The following is a 26396-nucleotide window of genomic DNA, read 5'->3' as shown; positions in this document are numbered from 1 at the left end:
GTTCAGGTCGGTCGGGCCACTGCCGGACCGATCAATGGCGGTGACCGCAGCCCGCCGCGGCGCCCTCGCCGGCCGGCGCGCAGCCGTGGGCGCGATCGGCCTCCGCGTCGGCGCTCAGCTCGGCCTCGGTGGCGCAGTGCATGCCCAGACGCTGGATCAGCTGGCGGTCCTTCTCGGCCTGCGGGTTGCTCGTCGTCAGCAGCTTGTCGCCGTAGAACATGCTGTTGGCGCCGGCCAGGAAGCACAGCGACTGCATCGTCTCGGGCATCTCCTCGCGGCCGGCGGACAGGCGCACCATCGCGCGCGGCATCGTGATGCGCGCCACCGCGATCGTGCGGATGAACTCGAACGGGTCCAGCGCCTCGGTGCCGGCCAGCGGCGTGCCCTCGACCTGCACCAGGTTGTTGATCGGCACCGATTCCGGATACGGATCCAGGTTGGCCAGCTGCGCGATCAGGCCGGCGCGCTGACGGCGCGTCTCGCCCATGCCGACGATGCCGCCCGAGCACACCTTCAGGCCCACGCCGCGCACCCGCTCCAGCGTGTCCAGGCGGTCCTGGTAGGTGCGCGTCGTGATGATCTGGCCGTAGAACTCGGGCGAGGTGTCCAGGTTGTGGTTGTAGTAGTCCAGCCCGGCCTCGCGCAGCTGCTCGGCCTGGCCGTCGCCCAGCATGCCGGCGGTCAGGCAGGTCTCCAGGCCCAGCGCCTTGACCTCGGTGATCATCTCGCCGATGGCCTCCAGGTGGCGCTCCTTGGGCGAGCGCCAGGCCGCGCCCATGCAGAAGCGGGTGGCACCGTTGGCCTTGGCGGCGCGGGCCGCCTCCATGACTTCCTCGAGCGGAATCAGCTTCTCGGCCTTCAGGCCGGTGTCGAAGTGCGCGGACTGCGGGCAGTACTTGCAGTCCTCCTCGCAGCCGCCGGTCTTGATCGACAGCAGCGTGGACAGCTGCACTGCGTTCGGGTCGAAGTGCTCGCGGTGGACCTGCTGCGCACGGAACAGCAGGTCGTTGAACGGCAGCTCGAACAGCGCGGCGATCTCGTTGACGGTCCAGGGCTTGGCGTTGCGACGCAGTTCGTCGGTGGTCGGGGTCAGCGTCTGGATCTGGTTGACGGTCTGCTTCATCGTCATGCTTTCAAGGCGTTCAGCAGCAGCGCTTGCTGCAGATGCGCGGCCACGGCCGCGGGAGAGGGATCGGGAAGGCGGGGCACATGGCCCCAGCACGGCGCGCCCAGGGCCTGGTCGAGGCCGGCGCGCAAGGCGGCCAGATTGTCCGCCACATGGGCTTGATGGGGGTCGGCGGTGTTGGCCACCCAGCCGGCGAGGCGCAGGCCGCGCGCCAGGATGGCTTCGGCCGTCAGCAGCGCGTGGTTGATGCAGCCCAGCCGCAGGCCGACGACCAGCACCACCGGCATCGCCAGGTCGACGGCCAGGTCGGCGGTGTCCCAGTCGTCGGTGAGCGGCACGCGGAAACCACCGACGCCTTCGATCAGCGCGAAGTCGCCCTTGGCCGCCGAGCGCCGGATCGCCGTCAGCAGCGCCAGCCGGTCGATGGCGCGGCCCTCGAGCCGCGCGGCGATGTGCGGCGCGCAAGGCTCGCGGAACTGCAGCGGGCCGACCTCGTCCATCGTCATGCCCTGCTGCTGGGCGGCATGCAGCAAGGCGACGTCCTCGTTGACCCAGGCGCCATCGGCGTCCCGCGTCTGTCCGGCCGCCAGCGACTTGATCGGCGTGACATAGCGGCCCAGGTCGTCGAAGGCTCGCGTCAGGCCGGCGGTGATGCAGGTCTTGCCGATCTCGGTGTCGGTGCCGGTGATGAAGAAGCCGTGCAGCGGCCGCGGCGTCGTGGCCGGGTTCGGCGCCACCGCCTTGGGGGACGTGGTCATGCGCAGGCCTCCAGCGCGGCGAGCAGCCGATCGACATCGGCCTCGGTGTGAGTCGCGCACAAGGTGATGCGCAAGCGGGCCTCGCCCTTGGGCACCGTCGGCGGCCGGATGCCCGGCACCCGCAGGCCTTCGCGCTCCAGCGCCGCGGCGAGCGCCATCACCTCGGCATTGCCACCGACGATCAGCGGCTGGATCGGCGTCTGCGAGTCGGCCAGCTTCCAGGTGAGCGTCGGATGGCGATCAAGCAGCGCGCCGATGCCGGCGCGCAAGCGGGCCTGCAAGGCGCGCAGCGAGGCACGGCGCTGGGCGCCGACCTCGCCGCGGATCAGCGCCAGGCTGGTGAGCAGCGCATGCTCCACCGCTGGCGGCGAGGCGGTCGAGAAGATGTAGTTGCGGGCCGCCTGCAGCAGGTAGTCGGTGATCGTCCGGTGCGCGACGACGAAGGCACCGGCGAGCCCGGCCGCCTTGCCCAGCGTGCCCATCAGGATCAGCCGCTCGCTGCGCAGCCGGAAGTGTTCCAGCGTGCCGACCCCGGTCTCGCCGAGCACGCCCAGCCCATGGGCGTCGTCTACGATCAGCCAGGCATCGAAATCCTCGGCGGCCTGCAGCAGCGCCGGCAGCGGGGCGATGTCGCCGTCCATGCTGAAGACCGCGTCGGTGACGATCAGCTTGATGCGCGCGGTGCTCGCGGCCAGCCGCGCGCGCAGGTCCTCGACATCGCAATGCGCGTAGCGGGACACCTTGGCCTTCGCGAGCCGCGTGCCATCGATCAGCGAGGCATGGTTCAGCGTCTCGCTGAAGATCTCCGCATCGGCATCGCCCAGCGCGGCCACCACCGCCAGGTTGGCCATGTAGCCGGTGCAGAAGCCGATCGCCCTGGCTTCGGGAATGTGCGGTTCGAACCAGCGCCCCAACAGCGCCTCGACGTCGTGGTGGGCCCGCGAATGCCCGCTGACCAGCGGCGACGCGCCCGAGCCGCCGCCGTACACCTGCGCACCCTCGACCAGCGCCGCGGTCACTGCCGGATGCGCGGCCAGGCCCAGGTAGTCGTTGCTGCAGAACATGGTCAGCTCGCGCGCGACGCCGTCGGCGCCTCGCACCGTCTGGCGGGGCGCGGTGCCGGTTTCGGCGATGCGGGTGAAGCGCGTCAGGTCCTGGGCGCGGATCGCGTCCAGCTTGGCTTGCAAATGGTCAAGCAGCATGGACCACCTCCTCCAGCGTCGCGCTCACCGCCTGCGCCAGGAAACGCGCCGCCTGCTCGTCGATCAGGTAAGGCGGCATCAGGTACACGGTCTGTCCGATCGGGCGGATCAGCAGCTCGTGCCGGCGCGCGGCGAGGTGGAACTTCTCGGCGAAGCGCTCGACCGGCGCGGTCGTCGCCGGGTCGATGTCGAAGGCCAGGATCATCCCGCGCTGGCGCAGGTGCCTCACCCGCGGATCGGCGGCCAGCGGCGCGAAGGCCTCGGCCAGCCAGGCGGCCTGTTGCTGATTGCGCTCGAGCTGGCCCGCGTCGAAGCGGTCCAGCACCGCATTGGCCGCGGCGCAGGCCAGCGGGTTGCCGGTGTAGCTGTGCGAGTGCAGGAAGCCACGCGTCACGTCCTGGGACCAGAAGGCCTGGTAGACCTCGTCGGTCGTCAGCACCAGCGACAGCGCCATCGTGCCGCCGGTGATGCCCTTGGACAGCAGCAGGAAATCGGGCCAGTCGCCCTTCGCCGCGGGCGCCGTCTGCTCCCAGGCGAAGAAGGTGCCGGTACGGCCGCAGCCCACCGCGATCTCGTCCGCGATCAGGTGCACCTCGAACTCGGTGCACAGCGCGCGCAGCGCCTTCAGGTAGCTCGGCCCGTACATCGACATGCCGGCCGCGCCCTGCACCAGCGGCTCCACGATGACCGCGGCGAGCTGCGCATGCCGCTCGGCCAGCAGCGCGCGCATCTCGGCGAGCGCCTGCGCCTCGTTGCCCAGGCGCTGGTCGGGCGAGGTGACGATGTGGCTGCGCATCAGCAGCGGGTCGTAGGCATCGCGGAAGATCGCCACGTCGGTGACGGCCAGCGCGCCGATGGTCTCGCCGTGATAGCCGTGGCGCAGGCACACGAACTCGCGCTTGTCGGCGCGGCCGCGGTTGCGCCACGAATGGAAGCTCTGCTTGAGGGCGATCTCGACCGCCGAGGCGCCGTCGCTGCCGAAGAACAGATGGCCCAGCGCGCCGCCGGTGCGTGCCGACAGCCGCTCGGCCAGGCGCACGGCCGGCTCGTGGGTGCAGCCGGCCAGCATCACATGCGGCAGCGTGTCCAGTTGCCGCTTGATCGCGTCGTTCAGGCCCCGGTCGGCATGGCCGAACAGGTTGACCCACCAGGAGCTGTTGGCGTCGAAATAGCGCCGGCCCTCATGGTCGAACAACCAGGGCCCCTCGCCGCGGGCGATCGGCAGCGGCGGCACGTCCTGCGCGCGCGCCATCTGCGTGCACGGGTGCCAGACCGCCGCGAGGCTGCGGCGCTGCCAGTCTTGTCGTACTGCTTCGGACATTCGGAACTCAGCTCTGGAAGGACAGCGGCGAGAGGCTCGAGCGGGGCGATCGCGACGCGTGCCTCAGGCCAGCCATGACGGCTTGCCCTTGGACAGGAAACTCTGCACGCCCTCGCGCCCTTCGGCGCTGGCGCGGATGTCGGCGATGCGGCGCGCGGTGTCGTCGCGCAGCGTCGCGGTGAGGGGGACATGGGCCACGTCCTGCACCAGGCGCTTGCAGGCGCGCACCGCCGCCGGGCCATTGGCCAGCAAGGCGGCGACCAGCGCATCGACCTTGGCATCGAGCGCCTCGGCGTCGGCGGCCAGTTCATGCACCAGGCCAAGCCGATGGCCCTCGGCGGCGGTAAAGCGTTCGGCGGTCACGAAGTAGCGGCGCGAGGCCTGCTCGCCCAGCGCGCGCACGACGTAGGGACCGATGGTGGCGGGCAGCAGGCCGAGCTTGGCCTCGGACAGGCAGAAGCCGGCGGCCTCGGTCGCGACGACGATGTCGCAGACCGACACCAGCCCGACCCCGCCGGCGTAGACATCGCCCTGCACGCGCGCGATGACCGGCACCGGGCAGCTGTAGAGCGTCCACAGCATCTGGGCCAGGCGGCCGGCGTCGGCATGGTTCTCGTCCCAGCTGTAGCCGGCCATCGCCTTCATCCAGTGGAGGTCCGCACCGGCGCAGAAGGCCTTGCCTTCGGCGGCCAGCACGATCGCACGCAGGCGCTCGTCGCGACCCAGGGCCTCGAACACCGCGGTCAGTTCGCCGATGACGGTGTCGTTGAAGGCATTGCGCACCTCCGGGCGGTTCAGCGTCACTCGGGCCACGGCGCCGTTCGGGCCGGAGCGCTCGACGCGCAGCGTGGTCGGATTCAGGTCGGGCGAGGTCATGGCGATGAGGGAGGCGAAGGTGGCGAGGTCGTCGAGCTGGTGGCGCCGCGTCAGGGGGCGCTCCAGACGACGGTCCGGTTGATGGCGTAGAGGCGGCAGCGCTCCTCGCCGTCGGTGTATTGATCGCACAGCGCCAGCGCGCGTGAGGGCGCGTCGTCGCCGTAGGCATAGCCCCAACGCAGGCCGTTGGTGGCGAAGGCGCGAGGCTCCTGGGCGGCGAGGAACTTGCGGTAGCCGGCGGCGAGCCGGCTGGACGGCAGGCTCCGCACCTCGTCCGTGATCGCCGCGCCGTCCGCGGGGGGCGTCAATGCGCCGGGAATCGGAAAGCCCAGCGGCTTGAGGAAGGCGTCGACGATCGGCTGCCAGATGTCGTTGCCGCGCGCGAACAGCTGGTGGCCGTCCTCGCCGAAAGCCGGCAGCTCGCGCGTCTGCACCAGCCCGCCCGCTTCGCGGTAGGCCTCGGCCCAGCGGCGCTGGTGCTGCGGGGCGAAGAAGCGGTCGTTCTCGGTGAAGACCCACAGGGTCGGCACCGGACGGCCGTCCGCGGCGGCGCGGCGGCCGAAATCGGCGAATCGGCGGCGCAGTTCGTCGGGCCGGCAGGGCTCGCCGGCGCGGGTGTCGGGGTTGCCGCCATGACCGCCGGCGAAGTCGATCGCGGCCACCACGCCGGGCAGCCGCTCGCCGGTCGTGGCGAGCGTTGCGAAGCCGCCCAGCGACTGGCCGACCAGCACGACGCGGCTCGGGTCGATGTCGGCGGTGGATTGCAGATGCCGCACGACGGCGGACAGCTCCGCGGCAGCAGCCTCGGCGGCGGAGGCATAACGCGGCGTGTCGCAGCGCACGCTCGACTCCGGATCGCCGACGGCCGCCAGCTCGCCATAGCCGATGCGTGTGGGCACCGCCACCGCGAAGCCCTTGCGGACGAAATAGCGGGCGGCGGACTCGAGCCGCTGTCGCGGCATGGCCGCGCGCCTGGATTCCTGCGGCGGGCGGCCGTGGCTGATCACTGCCAGCGGGAATGGCCCCGGCCCCGGCGGACGGAAGGTCGTCACGATCAGCTCGGCGTCGAGCTTGCGGCCGAGGTGGTTCTCGACCGAGACCGGCACCCGGATCACCGCCTCGCGGATGTCGTTGGCCAGACGCGCCGGTGCCGAGCCGGTTGCGGAGGCCGCCGGCGGTGCATCACCGACAGTCGTGTCCTGGGCGCGCGCGGCGGGCAGCGTCCCGGCGGCGAGTCCGAGCAGCAGCGCCACGCCCAGTGCGCCGCGCATGCGGCTGCCGATGCTCATGCTCATGCGCGGGCCTCCGCGGCGTCCGTCTGCCCGGGCGCCTGCCCCGGTCTCTGTCCCTGTCCGAGCGCCTTGCGCATCAGCACGCTCCGATAGGTCTTGCCGGCCCACTGCAGGTCGCCGATCAGCGCATAGCCCCGGCGCTCGTAACGCCGGCGCAAGGCCTCGGCAGGCACGGCCGTGTCGAGCGCGACATGCGCATAGCCCTGGGCGAGGGCCCAGTCCTCGGCGAGGTCCATCAGCTGCTCGGCCACCCCCTGCCCACGGCAGGACGGATGCACGGCGAGTTGGGCGAGGATGGCCGTGTCGGGCTGCGTGTAGCAATCGGGCACCGGGTCGCCGAGGTAGCGGCCATCGGGCCGCTTCGGCGGCGCGACGGTGACGGTGCCGACCAGTTCGCCGGACGCGGTCGCCGCGACGAAGGCCTGGCCGGCGGCGACCCGCTCGCGGGTGGTCTGCACGCTCTGGTCGACGGCGGTGAAATTCCAGCCCTGGGCCGCCAGCGACGCATAGGACGCGTGCAGCAGCGCGGTCAGCGCCTCGATCGAATCGGTGGCGGCGAGCGGTCGCAAGGTGATGGCGGTCATCGTCGGGCGCATGGGCAGCGGTCGGAGGCCGGACCTTACATCCGGAACACGCCGAACCGGGTCTCGGGGATCTCGGCGTTCAGCGCGGCGGACAAGCCCAGCGCCAGCACGCGGCGGGTGTCGGCCGGGTCGATCACGCCGTCGTCCCACAACCGGGCGCTGGCGTAGTACGGATGGCCCTGGTCCTCGTACTGCTGGCGGATCGGCGCCTTGAAGGCCTCCTCCTCGTCCGCGGACCATTGGCCGCCCTTGGCCTCGATGCCGTCGCGCTTGACCGTGGCCAGCACCGACGCGGCCTGCTCGCCGCCCATCACCGAGATGCGGGCGTTGGGCCACATCCAGAGGAAGCGCGGCGAGTACGCGCGGCCGCACATGCCGTAGTTCCCGGCGCCGAAGCTGCCGCCGATGATCACGGTGAACTTGGGCACCTGCGCGCAGGCGACCGCGGTGACCATCTTGGCGCCGGCGCGCGCGATGCCTTCGTTCTCGTACTTGCGGCCGACCATGAAGCCGGTGATGTTCTGCAGGAACACCAGCGGGATCTTGCGCTGGCAGCAGAGTTCGATGAAGTGCGCGCCCTTGTTGGCGCTCTCGGCGAAGAGAATGCCGTTGTTGGCCACGATGCCCACCGGCATGCCCTCGATGTGGGCGAAGCCGCAGACCAGCGTGTTGCCGTAGCGCGCCTTGAATTCGTCGAAGACGCTGGCGTCGACGATGCGGGCGATGACCTCGCGCACGTCGAAGGGCTTGCGGGTGTCGGTCGGGATCACGCCGTGCAGCTCGGCCGGGTCGTAGGCCGGCGGCTGGGGCGCCTGCGTCAGCAGCTCGCCCTGCTTGCGCCAGTTGAGGCGGGCCACCGACTGGCGCGCGATCGCCAGCGCGTGGGTGTCGTTCTCGGCCAGGTGATCGGCGACGCCGGACAGGCGGGTGTGGACGTCGCCGCCCCCCAGGTCCTCGGCGCTGACCACCTCGCCGGTGGCGGCCTTCACCAGCGGCGGGCCGCCCAGGAAGATCGTGCCCTGGTTCTTGACGATGACGGTCTCGTCGCTCATCGCCGGCACGTAGGCGCCGCCGGCGGTGCAGGACCCCATCACCACGGCGATCTGCGGAATGCCCTTGGCCGACAGGTTGGCCTGGTTGAAGAAGATGCGGCCGAAGTGGTCACGGTCGGGGAAGACCTCGTCCTGGTTGGGCAGGTTGGCGCCGCCGCTGTCCACCAGGTAGATGCAGGGCAGGCGGTTCTGGTCGGCGATCTCCTGCGCGCGCAGGTGCTTCTTGACGGTGATCGGGTAGTAGGTGCCGCCCTTGACGGTGGCGTCGTTGCAGACGATCACGCACTCGACGCCGGACACCCGCCCGATGCCGGCGATCACGCCGCCGCCCGGGGCGGCGTTGTCATACATGTCCAGGCCCGCGAGCGGGGCCAGCTCCAGGAAGGGCGTGCCCGGATCCAGCAGCATCTCGACCCGGTCCCGGGGCAGCAGCTTGCCGCGGCCCACGTGCTTGGCACGCGCGGCCTCGCCGCCGCCCTCGGCGATCCTGGCCAGGCGGGCGTTGAGGTCGTCGATCAGACCGCGCATCGCGTCCGCGTTGGCCTTGAAGTCGGCCGAGCGGGCGTTGAGCTTGGTGGACAGCTGGGGCATGGTGGGGTGTCTCCGGGCATCTGCGCTCAACGGCAGGCATTGCCGCTGAAACGCTCATATGAGCCGCGCTCAATTCTGTGGGGCGAGCGCTGGTGGGGCGCTGCGGTCCGGGATCACCGGGCCGGCGCAAGGCGCGAAGCATACGCGAGAAACTCAGGTCGCCGCCAGATGTCCGGCTGCGGAGACCTCCCACTTGAGCCGGGCTCAATAAATCGGGAGAATCGGCCCTTCATGAGCGCCTCCATCCCTCCTCGCCCCGCTGGCGCCGTTCCGGCATCCGCCGCCGCGCTGCCCGCGCAGCGCCGCTCGCCGGTGGGCGCCAAGGCCGAGCAGCGGGTGCGGGACATCCTGCGCGAGAGCCGGTTCGTGTTCGCCGAACGCGGCTACGAGCGCGCGACGACGACCGAAATCGCGCAGCGGCTGGGGATCTCCGAGGCGACGGTCTTCACCTACTTCCGCGGCAAGCGCGAGCTGTGCATGCGGGTGATCGGCGACTGGTACGACGAAATCATCGAGGCGATCGAGTCGGGACTGCCGCGTGGCCGACCGATCCGGGACCAGCTGGAGTTCGTCGTGCACACGCACCTGCGGCTGTTCCTGATCCAGGGCACCGGGTTGTGCGAGCTGGTGCTGTCGGAAGGTCGCAAGCGCGAGGCGCCGGTGACGCGCGGCGAAGGCCAGGACTTCGGCGCCGCCTTCGTGGACCTGCAGCGCCGCTACACGGCGCCGCTGATGGACCTGCTGGCGCGCGGCCAGGCGCAGGGCGAAGTGCGGCAGGACATCCCGCTGCGACTGCTGCGCTCGCTGGTCTTCGGGCCGATGGAGCACATGCTGTGGGAGGTGATCATCGCGGGCCGGCAGATCCAGGTGGACGCGGCGGCGCGCGACCTGGTCGCGCTGCTGTGGCCGGCGCTGCAGGCGCCGGACCAGGAGCTCAAGGCGCTGCGGCGCATGAAGGCCCGTGTGGCGCAGGCGCTGGTCGACGCGGGCGAGGACGGCAAGGGCTGAACCTCGGCCGGCCGGCCAGCAGGCTGGCGCAAGACTCGGGAGGCCCCTACGCCCCCCGGATCGCTCAAACGAAAAATGGGGCCCCAGGGGCCCCATTCGCTTGGAACTCAAGCCGGCCGAAGCCGGCGTCGATCACTTGAAGGTGTAGTTCGCGGTGAACGTCCAGTAGCGGCCGTAACCGTTGTGCATACCGGGGTTCCAACCCAGGATCGTGTTGGCGTTGGTGTTGGTGCCGGGGTAGTACGGCGCCTTCTCGTCGGTCACGTTCTGGATGTTGAGCGACAGCGACAGATCCTTGAAGCCGGTGTAGGTGTAGCCGACGTCGAAGGTCATCCACTTGCCGGTCGAGCAGCTCGGGTAGCGGTTGATGTACAGGTCCCGGCCGTTGGTGGCGGTCGGCGCCACGCCCAGCACCGTCCGGCCGGTCAGGCCGTCCGGGTTCGGACCGCCCCAGTGGCAGGTGTTGCCCGAGTAGTACTCCGGCACCGCACCGTCCATGCGGCGGATGAACGACACGCCGCTCACCCAGTTCATCGCGCCCATCAGCGAGTGCTTGCCGTCGATGTCCAGCGTCGAGGTGGCACGGAACTTCAGACGAGGCACGTCGCCGGCGGAGGTCGCCCAGTCGGCCAGGCCGCCGTTCGTGCCCACCAGGTTGTTGCGCGCGTCGCCCACGTGCTCTTCGCGGCTGTAGCGCGTCATGTAGGTGCCGCGCAGCTGGTTGGTCCAGCGCAGGCCTTCCTTCGGGATCATGTTGGTCTTGACCTCGAAGTCGATGCCCGACACCTCGGTGCTGCCCTGGTTGACCCAGGGCGTCTGCACGAACAGCAGCGGACCGGAGTTCGCCACGCCCGGCAGTTGCAGCGCGGGGTTGGTGTCACGCAGGATCAGGCCGGGATAGCGCTCCGGATGGTCCACCACGCTCTGCACATCGAGCAGGGCCACTTCGCCCTTCTTCACGATGTTGAAGTAGTCGACCACGATGTCCACGTTCTTGTTGGGCGAGAAGATCACGCCGAACGAATGGCTCTTGGACTTCTCCGGCTTCAGCTCGGGGTTCGAGGTGCCCACACCGGCCACGCTCTTCGCGCAGTCGGCGATCGCGGCACCGGGCTTCGGCGTCGATCCGTCTTCCTCGCAGCGCACCGGGTCGATGACACCGTTGACGAAATACTGCGCGCCGCCCGGAGCGATCTGCGACACGGCCGGTGCGCGGAAGCCTTCGGAGTAGGTGCCGCGGAACGACAGCTGCGGAATGACCGTCCACTTCGCGCCGACCTTCGGCACGAAGTTGGTCTTGATGCCAGGGTACTTGTCGGCGCGGCCGGCGAAGTCCATCTCGAAGGTCTTCAGCCAGGGCGTGCGGAACTCGACGAAGGCCGACTTCACCGTGCGGGCGCCGTCGATCTGCGTGTTGGCCAGGCCCAGGATCTTGCCGGTGGCGTTCAGCGTGTCGGGCGTGATCTCCAGCGTCTCGCGGCGGATCTCGACGCCGGCCGCGGCGCCGATGGCGCCGCCGGGCAGCGATCCGAACTCGGTGGCGACCTTCGCGTCCCATTGCCAGATCGACGCATCCGCGTTGTTGGTCAGCGGGCGCGACAGGTTGGGATCGGCGGCAATCTGCGCCAGGGTGCGGCCGTTCGGGCCGAGCATGGTGCGCAGCACGTCCAGATTCAGGAAGCCGAAGCTGGTTTCCTCCCGCTTGGCCTTGTTCCACAGGACCGCGCTTTCCCAGTCGAAGGCGCCGGTCGTGCCCTTGACGCCGCCCAGGGCGCGGTACTGCTGGTTGGTCAGCTCGCTGCCGCCCCGGATGTTCTCGAAGCGCATCTGCACCGCGGCGCGCGCGTTCGGGAACGGGTTGTCCGGATGCCCGATCTCGAGGACCGGCTGGAAGGACGGTGCCACATTGCCCAGCAGGAAGTTGCTCGACGGACTCAGGCCGCTGATCGTGCGCGGGGCGCCGAGGTAGTCGCGCTCGGTCCGCGCGTAACCGGCTTCGGCGAAAGCGGTGATGTCGTTGCTGACGCGGAAGCTCGCGCGCGAGATCAGGCTGCCGTCCGTGCCCTTGTTCTGCGCCTCGTTGTAGTTGTCGAGGACGAAGTTGCAGAACGTGCGGTTCAGCAGCGGCGCCTGGGTGATGCCGTAGACGGCGCCGCCGGTGATCTGCTGCGACGGATCGCAGTTGGTGCGGATCACGACGTTGGCCGGGTTCCCCTGCGGGAAGTTCAGCTGGCCGGGGGAGCCTTCACGGGTGAGGAAGGGCGAGGCCGACGAGAACGAGCCGTACGGATTCAGGCGCAGGTTGATGGCGCGATAGTCGTCGGCGTGGATGTCCTTGACGTCGCGGGTCATGGTGCGACCGCGATGCGTGATGTCCGCGCTGACCAGCAGGTTGAAGCCGTCCTTGGCGAAGTCGCCGAAGCCGAACGCGCCGTTGACCGTCTGGCGGCTGAATTCGCCGTCATCGTTGGCACCGACCGTGGCACCCATCTGGATGCCCTGGTAATCGTTCTTCGTGATGAAGTTGATGACGCCGCCAACCGCATCCGAGCCGTACACCGCCGAGGCGCCGTCCTTGAAGATCTCGACGCGCTCCAGCGCGGACACCGGGATCGAGTTCAGGTCGTAGAGCGTCGAGGTCCCGTTGTTCGGGTTCGCGTAGGCAGCCGGCGTGAGGCGGCGGCCGTTCAGCAGCACCAGGGTCGAGGTCGACCCCAGGCCCCGCAGCGAGGCGGTGGCGACACCACGCGAGAAGCTGTTCTGCCCCGGCGTGTCGCTGAAGCCGTCGGTGCCCATCGCGGGAACCATCTTCATCAGCTCCAGCGCGGTCTTTGCACCGCTGGCGCGGATCTCGGCCTGCGTGATGCGGTCGATCGGCGACGTGCCTTCGGCCGCGGTGCGGCGGATGTTGGAGCCCGTGACTTCGACACGCTCCAGTTGTTGCGACTCCTGCGCGGCGGCGATGCCGCAGGCCAGCGTGCTGGCGATCGCGATGCTGGTCAGTGCCAGCGCCCTGTGGGTAAGTTGACGAGACATTACGGTCCTCTTTTGAAAAGGGGCGCACCCGGTGATGGCGCTGCTTCCCGACGTCGCAGCGCGCCACGGAATCGATAACTCCGGTGCGGTGCGCGGACCGATTTTTTCAGTGACGCAAACGTGTGGCTCACCAACAAAAACATTTGGTACATCGCGCAGCAAAGATGCGACAGACCTATAAGAAGAAACCCGGGACCGACGGGTCAAACGCGGGGGAACCCTATCCTCAGAAACCCCCTTAAATGGAGGCGGGACTACTACGGATAGGGAGGCCGAATGACCATGACGAGGCATTGCCGGTGCCGGAAGACATGCGGATCGGCCATGCCGGAGGTCATGCAATGTCCGCGACGACGGACGAAAAAAAGCCCGGCAGGGCCGGGCTTTTGGGGGGCGGGAGACCGCGCGTGGCGGTCTCTCCGGCGCGCGGGGCGCTCCGATCAGAAGTCGTAGGACGCGCCGATCTTGTAGCTACGCGGACGGATCCGGTAGCCATCACGCAGGTTCACCGGCCGCTCGTCGCCCATCAGGTTGTTGATGTTCAGCGACAGGCGCAGGTTCTTGATGCCGGTGTAGCCCAGGCTGAAATCGGTGCGCAGGTCCTCGTCGATGAAGCAGGGCAGCGCGCCCGGCTTCAGACGGGTCTGGCACGCAGCCTCGCCCCAGCTCGCCAGGTCCGTCTCGTCGCGGTTCAGCGCGGTGCGGGACGTGTAGTTGAAGCGCAGGCCGGTGGTCCAGTCGCCCTTGTTCCAGTAGGCCGAGAACACCGCCTTCAGGCGCGGGTTCTCGTACATGCCGACCTGGTTGGGGCGCCACTTGTTGGCGTCGACGTCCCAGGGCTTGTAGGTCAGCGCGTAGGTCGCCGCCACGCCCAGGTTCAGCGTGCCGAACGAACCCGCCGACACACGGCCCTTGACGTCGATGTCCACGCCCGAGGTCTCGGTCTTGCCGAAGTTCTCGTACTGCAGCAGCAGCGAGGTGATCTGGCCGGCCTGCCAGGCCAGCGAGCCGCCCGACAGCTGGTTGGCGCGGTCCACCCAGGCCTGCTCCTGCGCGGTCAGCGGGGCGCGGCTGATCATGGTCTCGTAGCCCGGCTTGCCTTCCCGTTCCAGCACATAGTCCGGATCACGCGAGTTGATCTCGTTCTTGCGCTCGATCTTGAAGTAGTCGACGGCGATCGACGCGTTGCGGGTCGGCTCGAACACGAAGCCCAGGGTGATGCTCTTGGAGGTTTCCGGCTTCAGGTTGGGATTGGCCGAGATCATCGCCGGCACCGAGGCCCGGCAGCCGCTGGCCAGGGCCAGCGCCGCATCGGCCTGGTCGGCGGCGGTGCCCTTCTTCAGGATGTCGCTGACGGCCGTGGCGGTCGCGCAGCGCGCCGGATCCACCGTGTTGTTGAAGAAGCCGGTCACGCCGACCTGGCCCAGCGTCTCGGGGATGTTGGGCGCGCGGAAGCCGCCGGCCACCGTGCCGCGCAGCAGCAGCTGCGGCGACACCTCGTAGCGGACGCCCAGCTTCGGCGACACACGGCCGTCGAAGCCGCTGGCCTTGTCGAAGCGCAGCGCGCCGTTGAGTTCCAGGCCCTTCCACACCGGGGCGTTCAGCTCCAGGAAGGCGGCGTCGAGGTTGCGCTCGCCGTCGATCAGCACCGAGCCGCGGCCCACGATCTGCGCCTTCAGGACGTTGTCGGTCGACTTGATCGACACGCCTTCCTGGCGGTGCTCGGCCCCCAGGGCGAAGGCCAGCGGGCCGCCCGGCAGCTGCATCAGCTCGCCGCTCAGCTTGGCGTCCACCCAGGTCTGGTGGTTCTTGCCCTTGGAGCCGTTGACCGGGAACAGGCGCTCGAGCAGTTCGCGGCTGTTGCCGCCACCGATCTTGTATTCGCCGGATTCGACGGCGGTGAACAGCTCGCGCGAGCCCCAACGGGCCAGCTTGTCGGCCTCGGCGGCGTTGCGACCGACCGAGACTTCCCAGTCCATGTCGCGGAAGCTGCCCTGCAGGCCGGTCAGCACGCGGTACTGCTTGCCGGTGCCGTCGTAGTTGAACAGGCTGGGGTCATCCATGAACCGGTAGTCGATGCCACGCGGCTGGCCGGTCGGGTTGGCTGGGTTGATGGCCGACAGCACCGGGTGCGCCACCGACTGGGCCACCTTGTTGTAGCCGTCGTACCAGCGCGAGGTCGCGCCGGCGCCGATGGCCATCGGCACCGTCAGGTACTCGGTGGTCGTCTTGGAGTAGCTCACCTCGGCGAAGGCCTGGATGTCCTCGGTGACCTTCAGGCGGGCGGCGCTGAACAGGTTCACCCGCTTGGCCGGGTCGGAGACCGGGTTCAGGCCATTGATGTCGGTCACGCACTGGCCGGCCGAGTTCAGCGTCGTGCAGCCCGCCACCGGCACGCGGTTGGTGCCCACGCGCAGGTTGCCCGGGTAGGAATTCAGGCTGGGGTCGCCGAAGGACGCCAGGTAGAAGGACTTGTGCCACGCCGGGTAGTCGTCCTTGACGTCGGCCACGGTGTAGCCCTCGCGGCGATAGGCCTCGATGTTGGCGAAGACGTTGAAGCGGTCCTTCTCGAGGTCGCCGAAGCCCGCCACGATGCTGGCCTGGCGCTGCGCGCCCAGGCTGGGGTTCTCGTTGAAGGTGTAGCTGGCGGACGCGCCGACGCCGTTGTAGCTGCGGCGCGTGATGATGTTGATCACGCCGGCCATCGCGTCCGAGCCGTAGATGGCGGAGGCGCCGTCCTTCAGGATTTCCACGCGCTCGACGGCATCGGCCGGGATCGAGTCCACGTTGACGAAGGTGTCCTTGGCGCCATCGGCCAGGCCGAAATTGGCGACGCGGCGGCCGTTCAACAGCACCAGCGTGGCGCCCTTGCCCAGGCCGCGCATCGACACGCCGGAGGCGCCCGAAGCGAAGCTGGAGGTGTTGCCGTCGTCCTTGATCTCGCTGCTCGAGGTCGAGGTCAGCGTGTCCAGCACCTGGCGTACGGTGTTGGCGCCGGTGCGACGGATCTCCTCGCGGTTGTAGACCTGCACCGGCGAGGCGGTTTCCGACGCCAGGCGCTTGATGTTGGAGCCGGTCACCTCGACGCGCTGGAGCTGGGTCGTGTCCTGCGCCTGGGCCTGCGCGATCTGGGCGCAGCACAGCAGCGCCGCGGCGGCGCTCAGGGACAGGGAGAGCTGGTTGTTCTTTCTCATACTTCCACTTGCGAATTGATGAAAGGCCGGATGGGTCGCACCGGCCGAGGAGACCGGCACCCCGCGCGGGGGACCGGATCGCGCCCGGGGGATCACCCGGTGGGCGCGAGGGGGCGGATTCTGGGGAGTGGCCTCCCCCGTGTCCGTCGTCATCCATTGCAAATCAGCAACAAAGCTTCACGCCGTCTCGTCCGCTCCTCGCAAATCCGGGCGGCTATCGCGCCGGCGCTGCAAAAGTGAGCTGACTTGGACTGGGGACGGCCGGTTACCTCACCCAAAGCGCGGGAAAACCCTCCCGCCTGAAATGAGCACCACTCCGGTGCGCCTCTCGCCCTCTCATGCGGGTAAGCCCCGACCGGGTCGACCTTCAGGGGGCATCGGCGCCCCATCCCGCACGCCTTCGGAGCGAACGCGCTACCCTTGCGCACCCCCGCCGCAAGACCCGGCCCCCTTCGCGAAGGACCGGGCGCGGCGGACCGCCCAGGCGTCCCCAGGAGGAATTCCCCATGTCCATTTCGATGACCGTGAACGGCAAGGCGGTGACGCTCGATGCCGATCCGCAGATGCCCCTGCTGTGGGCGCTGCGCGAGGACCTGCAATTGACCGGCACCAAGTTCGGTTGCGGCATGGCGCTGTGCGGCGCCTGCACCGTCCACCTGGACGGCCAGCCGGTGCGCGCCTGCCAGACGCCGCTCGAGACGGCCGCCGGCAAGAAGATCACGACGATCGAAGGCGTGGGTGCCACGCCCACCGGCCGCGCGGTGCAGAAGGCCTGGCTCAAGATCGACGTGCCGCAATGCGGCTATTGCCAGAGCGGCCAGATCATGAGCGCCTGCGCGCTGCTGGCCGGCAAGAAGAAGCCGACCGATGCCGACATCGACGGCGCCATGAGCGGCAACGTCTGCCGCTGCGGCACCTACAACCAGATCCGGGCGGCGATCCACGACGCCTCGGCCACGCTGGCCAAGGGAGGCTGACATGGGCATCACCGTCGACTCCCCCCGCCGCCGCGGGCTGCTCAAGGCCGGCGCGGCGCTGACGCTGTCCTTCACGCTGCCGCTGGCGACGACCCGCGCGGCGCTGGCTCAGGCCGCATCGCCCGCTGCGAGCAACACCTTCGCCCCCAATGCCTGGCTCCGCATCACGCCGGACGGCAAGGTCACCGTGGTGTGCGGCTCGGCCGAGATGGGCCAGGGCGTGCTGACCGCCATCCCGATGATGGTGGCCGAGGAACTGGATGCCGACTGGACGCTGGTCTCGGTCGAGCAGGCGCCGGCCAACACTGCCTACAACAATCCGATGTTCGGCATGCAGGCCACCGGCGGCAGCACCACGGTGCGCGCCCACTGGACGCCGGTGCGCCAGGCCGGCGCGGCGGCGCGCCAGATGCTGGTCGCGGCCGCGGCACAGCAGTGGGGCGTGGACGCGGCATCGCTGCGCACCGAGCGCGGCCAGGTCATCGGCCCGAACGGCCGCAAGCTCGGCTACGGCGCGCTGGTCGAGGCCGCCGCCCGGCAGCCGGTGCCCGAGAAGCCGGTGCTGAAGGATCGCAAGGACTTCCGCATCATGGGCAAGCCGACGCGCCGGCTGGACAGCGCGGCCAAGATCGACGGCTCGGCCAAGTTCGGCATCGACGCGCATGTCGACGGCATGCTGGTCGCGGTGATGGCGCGCGCGCCGATCGCAGGCAGCAAGCCCAAGGCCTTCGACGAGAACAAAGCCAAGGCGATCAAGGGCGTGCGCAAGGTCATCGCGATCCCGTCCGGCGTGGCGGTGCTGGCCGATGGCTACTGGGCCGCGAAGCAGGGACGCGACGCGCTCGGCATCGAGTGGGACCTGGGCGTGCATGCGGACCTGTCGACCGACAAGGTGTCCACGACGCTCGACGAGGGCCTGCAGAACGCCAGCGCGATCGCGCGCGAGGCCGGCAACGTCAAGGACGGCAGCGCCAATTCCGCGCGCAGCCTGTCCGCGCAGTACGACGTGCCCTACCTCGCCCATGCCTGCATGGAGCCGCTGAACTGCCTGGCCTGGGTGCGCGGCGACGAGGTCACGATCTGGGCTGGCACCCAGAGCCAGGGACCGGCGCAGGGCATCCTGTCGCAGGTCGCCCAGGTCACGCCGGCGAAGGTCAAGGTCAACACGCTGCTGCTGGGCGGCGGCTTCGGGCGCCGCTTCGCGCCGGACTTCACCATCGATGCCACGCTGCTGTCCAAGCTCAGCGGCAGCCCGGTGAAGTTGATCTACACCCGCGAGGACGACATGGCCGCCGGCTACTACCGCCCGGTCTCGCGGGTGCGCTTCGAAGCCGGTCTGGACGACAAGGGCCAGCCGTTGATGCTGCGGGCCGAGGTGGCGAGCCCGTCCATCATGGCGGCTTCCGGCTTCATGAAGATCCCCGACAACGGCGTCGACGCGATGGCCGTCGAGGGCCTGGCGGACCATCCCTACGAGATCCCGCACCAGCGCGTCGCCTACGGCCGCGCCGAGCCGGGCCCGCAGGTGTGGTTCTGGCGCTCGGTGGGGCATTCGCAGAACGCGTTCTTCATCGAGAGCTTCATCGATGAGCTCGCGCACGCCGCCAAGGCCGATCCGCTGAAATATCGCCTCGCGTTACTGGAGAAGCATCCGCGCGCGCGGGGCGTGCTGCTGCTCGCGGCCGAGAAGGCCGGCTGGAGCCGCCCCCTGCCCAAGGGCCGGCACCGCGGCATCGCGGTGGCGGAGAGCTTCGGTACCTGGGTGGCGGAGGTGGCCGAGGTGTCCGTCGGCAAGGACGGTGCGATCAAGGTGCACCGCGTGACGGCGGCGGTGGACTGCGGTCAGACGGTCAATCCGCAGACGATCGCCCGCCAGATCGAGGGCGCGGTGGTCTACGGCCTGTCCGCGGCGCTGTACGGCCGCATCACCTTCAAGGAGGGGAAGGTCGAGCAGAGCAACTTCCACGACTACCCGGTGCTGCGCCTGAACGAGATGCCCAAGGTGGACGTGCACATCGTGCAGAGCAACGAGGCGCCCGGCGGCATCGGCGAGCCGGGTACGCCGCCGATCGCACCGGCCGTGGCCAACGCGATCTTCGCGGCCACCGGCAAACGGCTGCGCCAGCTGCCGTTCGACGGCGAGGCGCTGAAGCGGGCCTGAGCGCCCGCCGCAAACTCAGGAGGCCGGCGGGTAGCCGGCCTCGCTGAGCACGCCGGCCAGCTGCTCGCGGCTCAGGCTGCTTTCCACCCGCACCGTCTTCTGCGGCAGGTCGACATCGACCTCGGCCCCGGCGTCGGCTTCCTTGACCGCCTCGGTCACGGCGGCGAGGCAGTGGCCGCAGCTCATGTCGGGCAACTTGAATTCATGCATGGGGAACTCCCGGGAAACGATGGACGGCCCGAAGGTTAAACCTTGCCATCGTGGCAGGGTCAAGACGCTTCTCCCATCCGGGGCATGGCCTTGACCTTCCCATCATGGCAAGCTTGAGACTGCCGCCATGAACACCGCCTCCCCCCTCACCGCGCCGGCCGGCGAGCTGCAGCTCGCCGTGGCCGGCATGACCTGCGCGAGCTGCGTCAACCGCGTCGAGCGCGCGCTGCGCAAGGTACCCGGCGTCGAGGATGCCCAGGTGAACCTCGCGCTGGAGACCGCCACCGTGCGCCTGCTGCCCGGCGTGGACGCGGCCGCGCTGGTCGCGGCCATCGGCAAGGCCGGCTACGAGGCCCGCGAGCTGGCGGTCGAGGACGACACGCCGCCTCCGCCGTCGCCCTGGTCGGCCACCGGCTGGCCGGTGCTCACCGCGGCGCTGCTGACGCTGCCGCTGATCGCGCCGATGGTCGCGATGCTGTGGGGCGGCCACCTGATGCTTTCCGGCTGGTGGCAGCTGGTGCTGGCCACACCGGTGCAGTTCTGGCTGGGCGCGCGCTTCTACCGCGCCGGCTGGGCCGCGCTGAAGGACCGCAGCGGCAACATGGACCTGCTCGTCGCGCTCGGCACCACCGCGGCCTATGGACTGAGCGTCTATGAGCTGCTCCGGCACGGCGCGGCGAGTGGCGCGCTGTACTTCGAATCGGCTGCCGCCGTCATCACGCTGGTGCTGCTGGGCAAGTGGCTGGAGGGACGCGCCAAGCGCCAGACGCTCAGCGCCATCGCCGCGCTGAAGCAGCTGCGCCCGGAGCATGCCCGCGTGCGCCGCGGCCCGACCGGCGCGTCGCAGGAGATCGACCTGCCGCTGGCGCAGCTCCGGCTGGGGGACCTGATGGTCGTGCGCCCCGGCGAGCGCATTCCCGCCGACGGCCGCATCCGCGAGGGCCGAGGCCACGTCGACGAATCGCTGATCAGCGGCGAGAGCCTGCCGGTCGAGAAGGCCGAGGGGGACCGCGTCGTCGGCGGTGCGGTCAATGGCGAAGGCCTGCTGCTGGTCGAGGTCACGGCACTGGGCGCCGAGTCCACGCTGTCGCGCATCGTCCGGCTGGTCGAGTCGGCGCAGGCGCACAAGGCGCCGATCCAGCGCCTGGTGGACCGGGTGAGCGCGGTGTTCGTGCCGGCGGTGCTCGTCATCGCCGCCGTCACGCTGATGGGCTGGGGTCTGGCGAGCGGCGACTGGGAACGCGGGCTGATCCATGCGGTGGCGGTGCTGGTGATCGCCTGCCCCTGCGCCCTGGGGCTGGCGACGCCCGCCGCGATCATGGTCGGCACCGGCGTCGCGGCGCGACGCGGCCTGCTGATCAAGGACGCCGAAGCGCTGGAGCAGGCACGGCGCGTCGACCTGGTCGTGTTCGACAAGACCGGCACGCTGACCGAGGGCAAGCCGCGGTTGACCGCCTTCGTGACGGTCCCCGGCCAGGACGAGACCGAAGCGTTGCGGCTGGCCGCCGCGCTGCAGCTGGGCAGCGAGCATCCGCTGGCGCGCGCGGTGCGCGACGCCGCATCCGCGCGGGCGCTGGCGACCGCACCGGCCGCCGCCGTCCGGGCCATCGCCGGTCGGGGCATCGAGGGCCGCGTCCAGGGCCGTGCGCTGAAGCTGGGCAGCGGGCGCTGGATGGCGGAGCTCGGCGTCGACCTCTCGCCGCTGGCCGCTCAGGCGAACGCCGAGATGACGAGCGGCCAGACCCTGTCCTGGCTGGCGGCGGACGAAGGCGAGGGCACGCCGGTGCTGGTGGCGATGCTGGCCTTCGGCGACCGCGCCAAGCCGACCTCGGCCGCGGCGATCGCTGAATTGAAGGCGCTGGGCCTGCGCACGCTGATGCTCAGCGGCGACAACGCCGCCGCCGCGCAGGCGGCCGCCGACGCGCTGGGGCTGGACCAGGTTCGCGCCGAGCTGCTGCCGGAGGACAAGGCGCGCATCGTCGCCGAGCTGCGCGCTGGCGGTGCGCGCGTGGCCATGGTCGGCGATGGCATCAACGACGCGCCGGCACTGGCCGCCGCGGATGTCGGCCTGGCGATGGGCGGCGGCACCGACGTGGCGATGGAAGCCGCCGGCATCACGCTGATGCGGGGCGACCCGCGACTGGTCGCCGATGCGATCGCGCTGTCGCGCGCGACGGTGGCGAAGATCCGCCAGAACCTGTTCTGGGCCTTCATCTACAACCTGCTGGGCGTGCCGCTGGCGGCGCTGGGACTGCTGAGTCCGGTGATCGCCGGCGCGGCGATGGCGCTGTCCAGCGTCTCCGTGCTCGGCAACGCGCTGCTGCTCAAGCGCTGGAAGGGAACCGCCCGATGACCGCTGCTTCCTCGATGACGACCCGCGACACGGCGGCCGATGCCGGCGCAACCGCCGACGACGCGGCGCCGCTGACGATCGGCCAGGCGGCGGCGCGCTCCGGCGTGTCGCCGAAGATGCTGCGCCACTACGAGTCGCTGGGCCTGCTGCCGCCGGTGGCGCGCACCGGCGCCGGCTACCGCCTCTATGGCGAGAAGGAGGTGCACACGCTGCGCTTCATCCGCCGCGCGCGCGACCTGGGCTTCTCGATGGCGGAGATCGCCGAGCTGCTCAAGCTCTGGCAGAACCGCCGCCGCGCGAGCGGCCAGGTCAAGCGCATCGCCGAGGCCCACATCGCCGACCTGGATCGCCGTCTGGCGGAGATGCAGGCCATGCGGCGGGCGCTGGCCGAGCTCGCCCGCTGCTGCCATGGCGACGACCGCCCCGACTGCCCCATCCTCGACGACCTCTCACAAGGAGCCATCCCATGAGAGCCCCCCTCGATCCGGCCGCCGGCCCGCATGCCGATCCCGTCCCTGCCCGCTGGGAGCGCATCGGCGCGCACCTGGGCGATGTCGGCGGCCTGAGCATCCGCCGCGCGATCCCCACCGCCCGGCGCCGCATGATCGGCGCCTGGTGCTTCCTCGACCACGCCGGCCCGGCCGACCTCACGCCCGAGACGGCGATGCGCGTCGGCCCGCATCCGCATACCGGGCTCCAGACCTTCAGCTGGATGATCGAGGGCGAGGTGCTGCACCGCGACAGCCTCGGCTCCGAGCAGATGCTGCGGCCCGGCCAGGTGAACCTCATGACCGCCGGCCGGGGCATCAGCCACACCGAGGAATCGCGGTCCGACCGTCTCCAGCTCGCGCAGCTGTGGATCGCGCTGCCCGATGCGGTGCGGCATCGCGAGCCGGCCTTCCAGCACTTCCCGGAGTTGCCGTCGTTCGCGACCGGCGGCTTCGACACGATGCTGCTGGTCGGCGAATTCGGCGGCCAGCGGTCGCCGGTGCCCAGCCACACGCCGCTGCTGGGCATGGACCTGAGCGCGTCGCGCGCCGCCGAGGCGACGTTGCCGCTGCATCCGGACCACGAGTACGGGCTGATGGTGCTCGAGGGCGAGCTCTCGGTCACGCTGGACGGCGAGTCCGCCGGCGCCAGCAAGCCCGGCGAATTGCTGTATGTCGCCCCGGGCGCGCAGTCGCTGAAGCTGCTGTCGGGCGGCGGCAAGAGCCGCGCGCTGCTGCTGGGCGGCCCGCCGTTCGGCGAGCCGGTGCTGCTGTTCTGGAACTTCGTCGGCCGCGCTCGCGAGGAGATGCAGGCCTACGCCGAGGAATGGAACAGCCGCGAGGACGGCGGCCGTTTCGGGGCGGTGCAGGGCTTCGACGGCCCCCGGCTGCTGGCGCCCGTGGTGCCGCCGCTCAAGACACCGCGCTGAGCTTCACGGCGGGGCCCTGCGCCCCGCCCCCGCTCCGGCGCCTGCTTCGGCTTGGCGGCCCGACGGCGGCCGCCAGCGGTCATGCGCGCCAGCGATCCGGGAGGATCGCCGACGGCGCGTGGCCGAAGGCAGGACTCAGGCGAACTTGCCGGCCTGGAAGTCGCGCACCGCCTGCAGCAGCTCGCCTTCGGTGTTCATCACGAAGGGGCCGTACTGCGCGATCGGCTCGCCCAGCGGCTGGCCGGCCACCAGGATGACGCGCGCGCCCTCCTCCGACGCGGTCAGGCGCGCGCCATCCGAGCCCGGCGTGTTGGCCAGGATCGCCATCCGGCCGGTCGGCACCAGGCAGCCGGTGTCGAAGCGCAGCGCCCCGCGGTACACGTACACGAAGGCGTTGTGCGACTCGGGCAGCGCCTGCTCGAAGCTCGCGCCCGGCTCGAGGCGGATGTCGAGGTAGGTCGGCTGCGTCGCATCGCGCTGCACCGCGCCGGCCACGCCATGGCTCTCGCCGGCGATGACGCGCACCGTCGCGCCCGGCAGCGCCAGCTCGGGGATCTCGGCGCTGGCGATGTCGCGGTACCAGGGGTCGCGCATCTTGTCGCGGCCGGGCAGGTTCAGCCACAGCTGGAAGCCTTCCATGCGGCCTTCCTGCTGCTCGGGCAGTTCCGAATGGATCACGCCACGGCCAGCGGTCATCCACTGCACGCCGCCCGGGCCCAGCAGACCTTCATGGCCGGCCGAGTCGCGATGACGCATCCGGCCTTCCAGCATGTAGGTCACGGTCTCGAAGCCGCGGTGCGGATGGTCGGGGAAGCCGGCGATGTAGTCGTCGGCATCGTCGGTGCCGAAGGCATCCAGCATCAGGAAGGGATCCAGGCGCCGCTGCAGGTCCTGTGTCAGCACGCGCGTCAGCTTGACGCCCGCGCCATCGCGGGTGGCCCTGCCCTGCACCAGGCGCTCGACCTGGCGGGGCGTCCGAAGCAGGGTGGCAGGGGTGGCGGCGGTCATGATGGATCCTTTCCAGAAAGGTGATTGGCGAACGAGGGGGAGCGGCCCTCCCCCGAAGGGCCCGCCCTTTCTGGGCGGGCGGAGCCGATTCAGGCGGGCTGGGCTTCGCCGAACAGCGCGGCGATTTCCTCACGAGCCGCTGCGAGGCCCTTGGCCGCGGCTTCCTCGCCCATGTTGAGGCCTTCGGCCAGCACGAACTTCACATCGGTCATGCCCAGGAAGCCCAACGTCACCTGCAGGTAGGGGACGATGTTGTCGGTCGGCTGGCCGCGGTGCACGCCGCCGCGCGAGCTGACGACGATGACCTTCTTGCCGGTGACCAGGCCGACCGGGCCGTTGGCGCCGTAGCTGAAGGTCACGCCGGCGCGGGCCACCGCGTCGATCCAGTTCTTCAGCTGCGAGGACACGCCGAAATTGATCATCGGCGCGGTCAGCACGATCACGTCGGCGGCCTGCAGTTCGGCGATCAGCTGGTCGTTGAACGCCACGCGGTCGGCCTGCGCCTGGCTGCGGGCATCCGCCGGGGTGAACAGCGCGCCCAGCGTGGCCTCGTCCATCGGAGGCAGCGGACGCACCGCCAGGTCATGCACCACCGTCTTGGCGCCCGGGTTGCGCTCGACCAGTTGCTGAACCACTTCATTGGCCAGCAGGGTCGAGATCGAGCCCTGGCCTTCATGCAGACGGCGAGCGCTGGAATTGATCTGGAGGATGTTCATGGTGCGTTTCTCCGTGCGTTTCGGCTGGATCAGCCGGGGGTGTGATGGGATGGAATGAACTGTATTGATCACCCCATGGCACCGGAAGACGCCTTCCTGGATAAGATTGTTCCATTGATCGAACAATCACTTCACCTCCAACGGATGCCCCATGAGCCTCGATGCTGACGACCTCCTCGTCTTCGCCCGCGTGATGGAGAGCGGCAGCTTCAGCCGGGCGGCGGAGCGGCTGCAGCTGCCCAAGTCGACGGTGTCGCGGCGGATCGCGGCGCTGGAGGAGCGTCTCGGCGAGAAGCTGCTCCAGCGCAGCACCCGACGGCTGACGCTGACCGAGTTCGGCCAGGGCGTGCTCGAACATGCGCGGACGTTGGCGGGCGAGGTGGACGGCGCGCTGGCGCTGGCACTGCATCGACAGCAGCGGCCCACCGGTCGGCTGCGGGTGTCGATGCCCGCGGACTTCGCGCACCAGATGCTCACGCCGATGCTGAGCCGCTTCGTCGGCGACTATCCGGAGGTACAGCTGGAGCTGGACTTGTCGCCGCGGCGGGTGGACCTGATCGCCGAAGGCTTCGACATCGCGGTGCGCATGGGCCAGTTGCCGCCGGACAGCCAGTTGGCAGCGCGTCGGCTGGCAATGTTCAGCAGCGGGCTGTACGCGTCGCCAGCCTACCTGCAGCGCCACGGCGAGCCGCAGTTGCCCGAAGGCCTGCTGAGCATGCATGGCCTGATGATCCTGAGCCGAGCCGGCGAGCCGTTGCCGTGGCGCCTGTTCGGCATCGTCGACGGCCAGGCCGATCAGCGCCTGGAATGGGTCGGCGTGCCGGACAGCCGCACGCTGGTCAATGCGCCCGACATGCTGCTGCAGATGGCGCGGGCGGGCCTCGGCATCACCTGGGTCGGCAACCAGTACGCACAGGGCTTCGTCGACCGCGGCGAGCTGCTGCGGGTGCTGCCGCACTGGTGCGCGGAGCCGTCGACCTGCTGGGCCGTGTTCCCGCAGCGACGGCTGATGCCGCTGCGCACGCGGCTGTTCCTCGATGCGATGGCCGCGGAGCTGGCGCCCTTCGACCAGGCGGCGATGTATGGGCTGTGAGCGCCGCCATGCTGGCAGCGCTTCGCGTCAGTCGACCTGGAAGCCGATCTCCACGCTGACCTGACGCGGCGTCGGGATCGGTTCGAAACGCCATTGCTTGACGGCGTTGATGGCGGCGGCGCTCAGCTTGCGATCGGGCGAGCGCATCGCCTGCGGCGCGTCGACCGAGCCGTCCGGCCGGACGGTGAACTGCACCAGCACCGCGCCTTGGCGCTGCTGGGCCAGCAAGGCGCGCGGGTACTCGGGGTCGACCTTGCGAACGAGCTTGAGCGGCACCGGCTCGTCGGCCTCGGCCGGTTCCGGCTCGGGCGCGCGACCGGCCGGCGCCGCCGTCGATGGGGCGGCCATCGACACGACCTGCGGCGCGGGTGCCTCCGACAGCGGCTGCGGTGGGGTCGAGGGCGGCGCCACCGTCTGCGCG

At 70.2% G+C, this 26396-nt stretch carries 21 protein-coding genes; 7 read left to right on the top strand and 14 right to left on the bottom strand.

Features of this window, described 5'->3' with window-relative positions:
* Positions 1–31: 31 nt before the first annotated feature.
* The 8 genes from bioB to CS062_RS21465 form a co-directional block, all read right to left on the bottom strand.
* A complete protein-coding gene (bioB, locus tag CS062_RS21500) occupies positions 32–1129 on the bottom strand; it encodes a biotin synthase BioB (protein WP_099863602.1) in 1098 nt (365 codons plus the stop codon).
* Positions 1126–1884 carry a dethiobiotin synthase gene (bioD, locus tag CS062_RS21495; protein ID WP_099863601.1) on the bottom strand — a complete coding sequence of 253 codons (759 nt, stop codon included), beginning with the start codon at positions 1882–1884 and terminating at the stop codon, positions 1126–1128. Before bioD ends, bioB begins: the two co-directional genes overlap by 4 nt.
* On the bottom strand, positions 1881–3086 hold the full coding sequence (bioF, locus tag CS062_RS21490) for an 8-amino-7-oxononanoate synthase (protein ID WP_099863600.1): 1206 nt from the start codon (positions 3084–3086) through the stop codon (positions 1881–1883). Before bioF ends, bioD begins: the two co-directional genes overlap by 4 nt.
* Positions 3076–4407, bottom strand: coding sequence for an adenosylmethionine--8-amino-7-oxononanoate transaminase (bioA, locus tag CS062_RS21485; RefSeq protein ID WP_099863599.1), 1332 nt, complete (start codon positions 4405–4407; stop codon positions 3076–3078). The genes bioF and bioA overlap by 11 nt, the downstream gene beginning before the upstream one ends.
* Before the next feature lie 63 nt (positions 4408–4470).
* The gene (locus CS062_RS21480) at positions 4471–5283 is read right to left on the bottom strand and encodes an enoyl-CoA hydratase/isomerase family protein (protein WP_099863598.1); all 813 of its coding nucleotides are present in this window, start codon (positions 5281–5283) and stop codon (positions 4471–4473) included.
* Positions 5284–5333: 50 nt separating this feature from the next.
* Positions 5334–6578, bottom strand: coding sequence for an alpha/beta hydrolase family protein (locus tag CS062_RS21475; protein ID WP_143742442.1), 1245 nt, complete (start codon positions 6576–6578; stop codon positions 5334–5336).
* Positions 6575–7159: a GNAT family N-acetyltransferase gene (locus CS062_RS21470; RefSeq protein WP_158238872.1), complete on the bottom strand. Its 585-nt coding sequence runs from the start codon at positions 7157–7159 to the stop codon at positions 6575–6577. The genes CS062_RS21475 and CS062_RS21470 overlap by 4 nt, the downstream gene beginning before the upstream one ends.
* Before the next feature lie 35 nt (positions 7160–7194).
* Positions 7195–8802: a carboxyl transferase domain-containing protein gene (locus tag CS062_RS21465; RefSeq protein ID WP_099863595.1), complete on the bottom strand. Its 1608-nt coding sequence runs from the start codon at positions 8800–8802 to the stop codon at positions 7195–7197.
* Between the two features lie 231 nt (positions 8803–9033).
* On the opposite strand from CS062_RS21465, the gene CS062_RS21460 reads away from it, so the two are divergent.
* Positions 9034–9810 (top strand): TetR/AcrR family transcriptional regulator, encoded by a 777-nt coding sequence (locus CS062_RS21460; RefSeq protein ID WP_099863594.1) that lies wholly within the window; start codon positions 9034–9036, stop codon positions 9808–9810.
* 132 nt (positions 9811–9942) lie between these two features.
* Here the strand turns inward: CS062_RS21460 and CS062_RS21455 are convergent, their stop codons facing one another.
* Positions 9943–12846 (bottom strand): TonB-dependent receptor plug domain-containing protein, encoded by a 2904-nt coding sequence (locus CS062_RS21455; RefSeq protein WP_158238871.1) that lies wholly within the window; start codon positions 12844–12846, stop codon positions 9943–9945.
* Between the two features lie 440 nt (positions 12847–13286).
* Entirely contained in the window at positions 13287–16040 is a 2754-nt protein-coding gene (locus tag CS062_RS21450) for a TonB-dependent receptor plug domain-containing protein (protein ID WP_158238870.1), read from the bottom strand.
* A gap of 506 nt (positions 16041–16546) precedes the next feature.
* Here CS062_RS21450 and CS062_RS21445 point away from each other — a divergent pair.
* Together CS062_RS21445 and CS062_RS21440 are read left to right on the top strand one after the other, a co-directional pair.
* A complete protein-coding gene (locus CS062_RS21445) occupies positions 16547–17017 on the top strand; it encodes a (2Fe-2S)-binding protein (protein WP_099863591.1) in 471 nt (156 codons plus the stop codon).
* A 1-nt stretch (position 17018) separates the two neighbouring features.
* A complete protein-coding gene (locus tag CS062_RS21440) occupies positions 17019–19178 on the top strand; it encodes a xanthine dehydrogenase family protein molybdopterin-binding subunit (protein ID WP_099863590.1) in 2160 nt (719 codons plus the stop codon).
* Positions 19179–19193: 15 nt separating this feature from the next.
* On the opposite strand, the gene CS062_RS21435 is transcribed toward CS062_RS21440, so the two are convergent.
* Positions 19194–19388, bottom strand: coding sequence for a heavy-metal-associated domain-containing protein (locus CS062_RS21435; RefSeq protein ID WP_099863589.1), 195 nt, complete (start codon positions 19386–19388; stop codon positions 19194–19196).
* Positions 19389–19515: 127 nt separating this feature from the next.
* Here CS062_RS21435 and CS062_RS21430 point away from each other — a divergent pair, with 127 nt between their 5' ends.
* The 3 genes from CS062_RS21430 to CS062_RS21420 are packed head-to-tail and all read left to right on the top strand — an operon-like array spanning position 19516 to position 23158.
* Positions 19516–21741 carry a heavy metal translocating P-type ATPase gene (locus CS062_RS21430; RefSeq protein WP_099863588.1) on the top strand — a complete coding sequence of 742 codons (2226 nt, stop codon included), beginning with the start codon at positions 19516–19518 and terminating at the stop codon, positions 21739–21741.
* 14 nt (positions 21742–21755) lie between these two features.
* A complete protein-coding gene (cueR, locus tag CS062_RS21425) occupies positions 21756–22211 on the top strand; it encodes a Cu(I)-responsive transcriptional regulator (protein WP_099863587.1) in 456 nt (151 codons plus the stop codon).
* On the top strand, positions 22208–23158 hold the full coding sequence (locus CS062_RS21420; RefSeq protein WP_099863586.1) for a pirin family protein: 951 nt from the start codon (positions 22208–22210) through the stop codon (positions 23156–23158). Before cueR ends, CS062_RS21420 begins: the two co-directional genes overlap by 4 nt.
* Before the next feature lie 135 nt (positions 23159–23293).
* On the opposite strand, the gene CS062_RS21415 is transcribed toward CS062_RS21420, so the two are convergent.
* Positions 23294–24166: a pirin family protein gene (locus tag CS062_RS21415; RefSeq protein ID WP_099863585.1), complete on the bottom strand. Its 873-nt coding sequence runs from the start codon at positions 24164–24166 to the stop codon at positions 23294–23296.
* Between the two features lie 89 nt (positions 24167–24255).
* Positions 24256–24882, bottom strand: a complete 627-nt coding sequence (locus CS062_RS21410) for an FMN-dependent NADH-azoreductase (protein ID WP_099863584.1) — start codon at positions 24880–24882, stop codon at positions 24256–24258.
* Between the two features lie 151 nt (positions 24883–25033).
* On the opposite strand from CS062_RS21410, the gene CS062_RS21405 reads away from it, so the two are divergent.
* A complete protein-coding gene (locus CS062_RS21405) occupies positions 25034–25975 on the top strand; it encodes a LysR family transcriptional regulator (protein WP_099863583.1) in 942 nt (313 codons plus the stop codon).
* A gap of 27 nt (positions 25976–26002) precedes the next feature.
* Here the strand turns inward: CS062_RS21405 and CS062_RS21400 are convergent.
* On the bottom strand, positions 26003–26396 hold a 394-nt coding region (locus CS062_RS21400), incomplete at its 5' end, for an energy transducer TonB (RefSeq protein ID WP_143742441.1).

Origin of the sequence: Roseateles chitinivorans (assembly GCF_002761755.1) — a bacterium.
GTDB lineage: Bacteria > Pseudomonadota > Gammaproteobacteria > Burkholderiales > Burkholderiaceae_C > Roseateles > Roseateles chitinivorans.
Note: the sequence above shows the minus strand (reverse complement) of the source record. Positions and strands in the feature narration are given on the sequence as shown.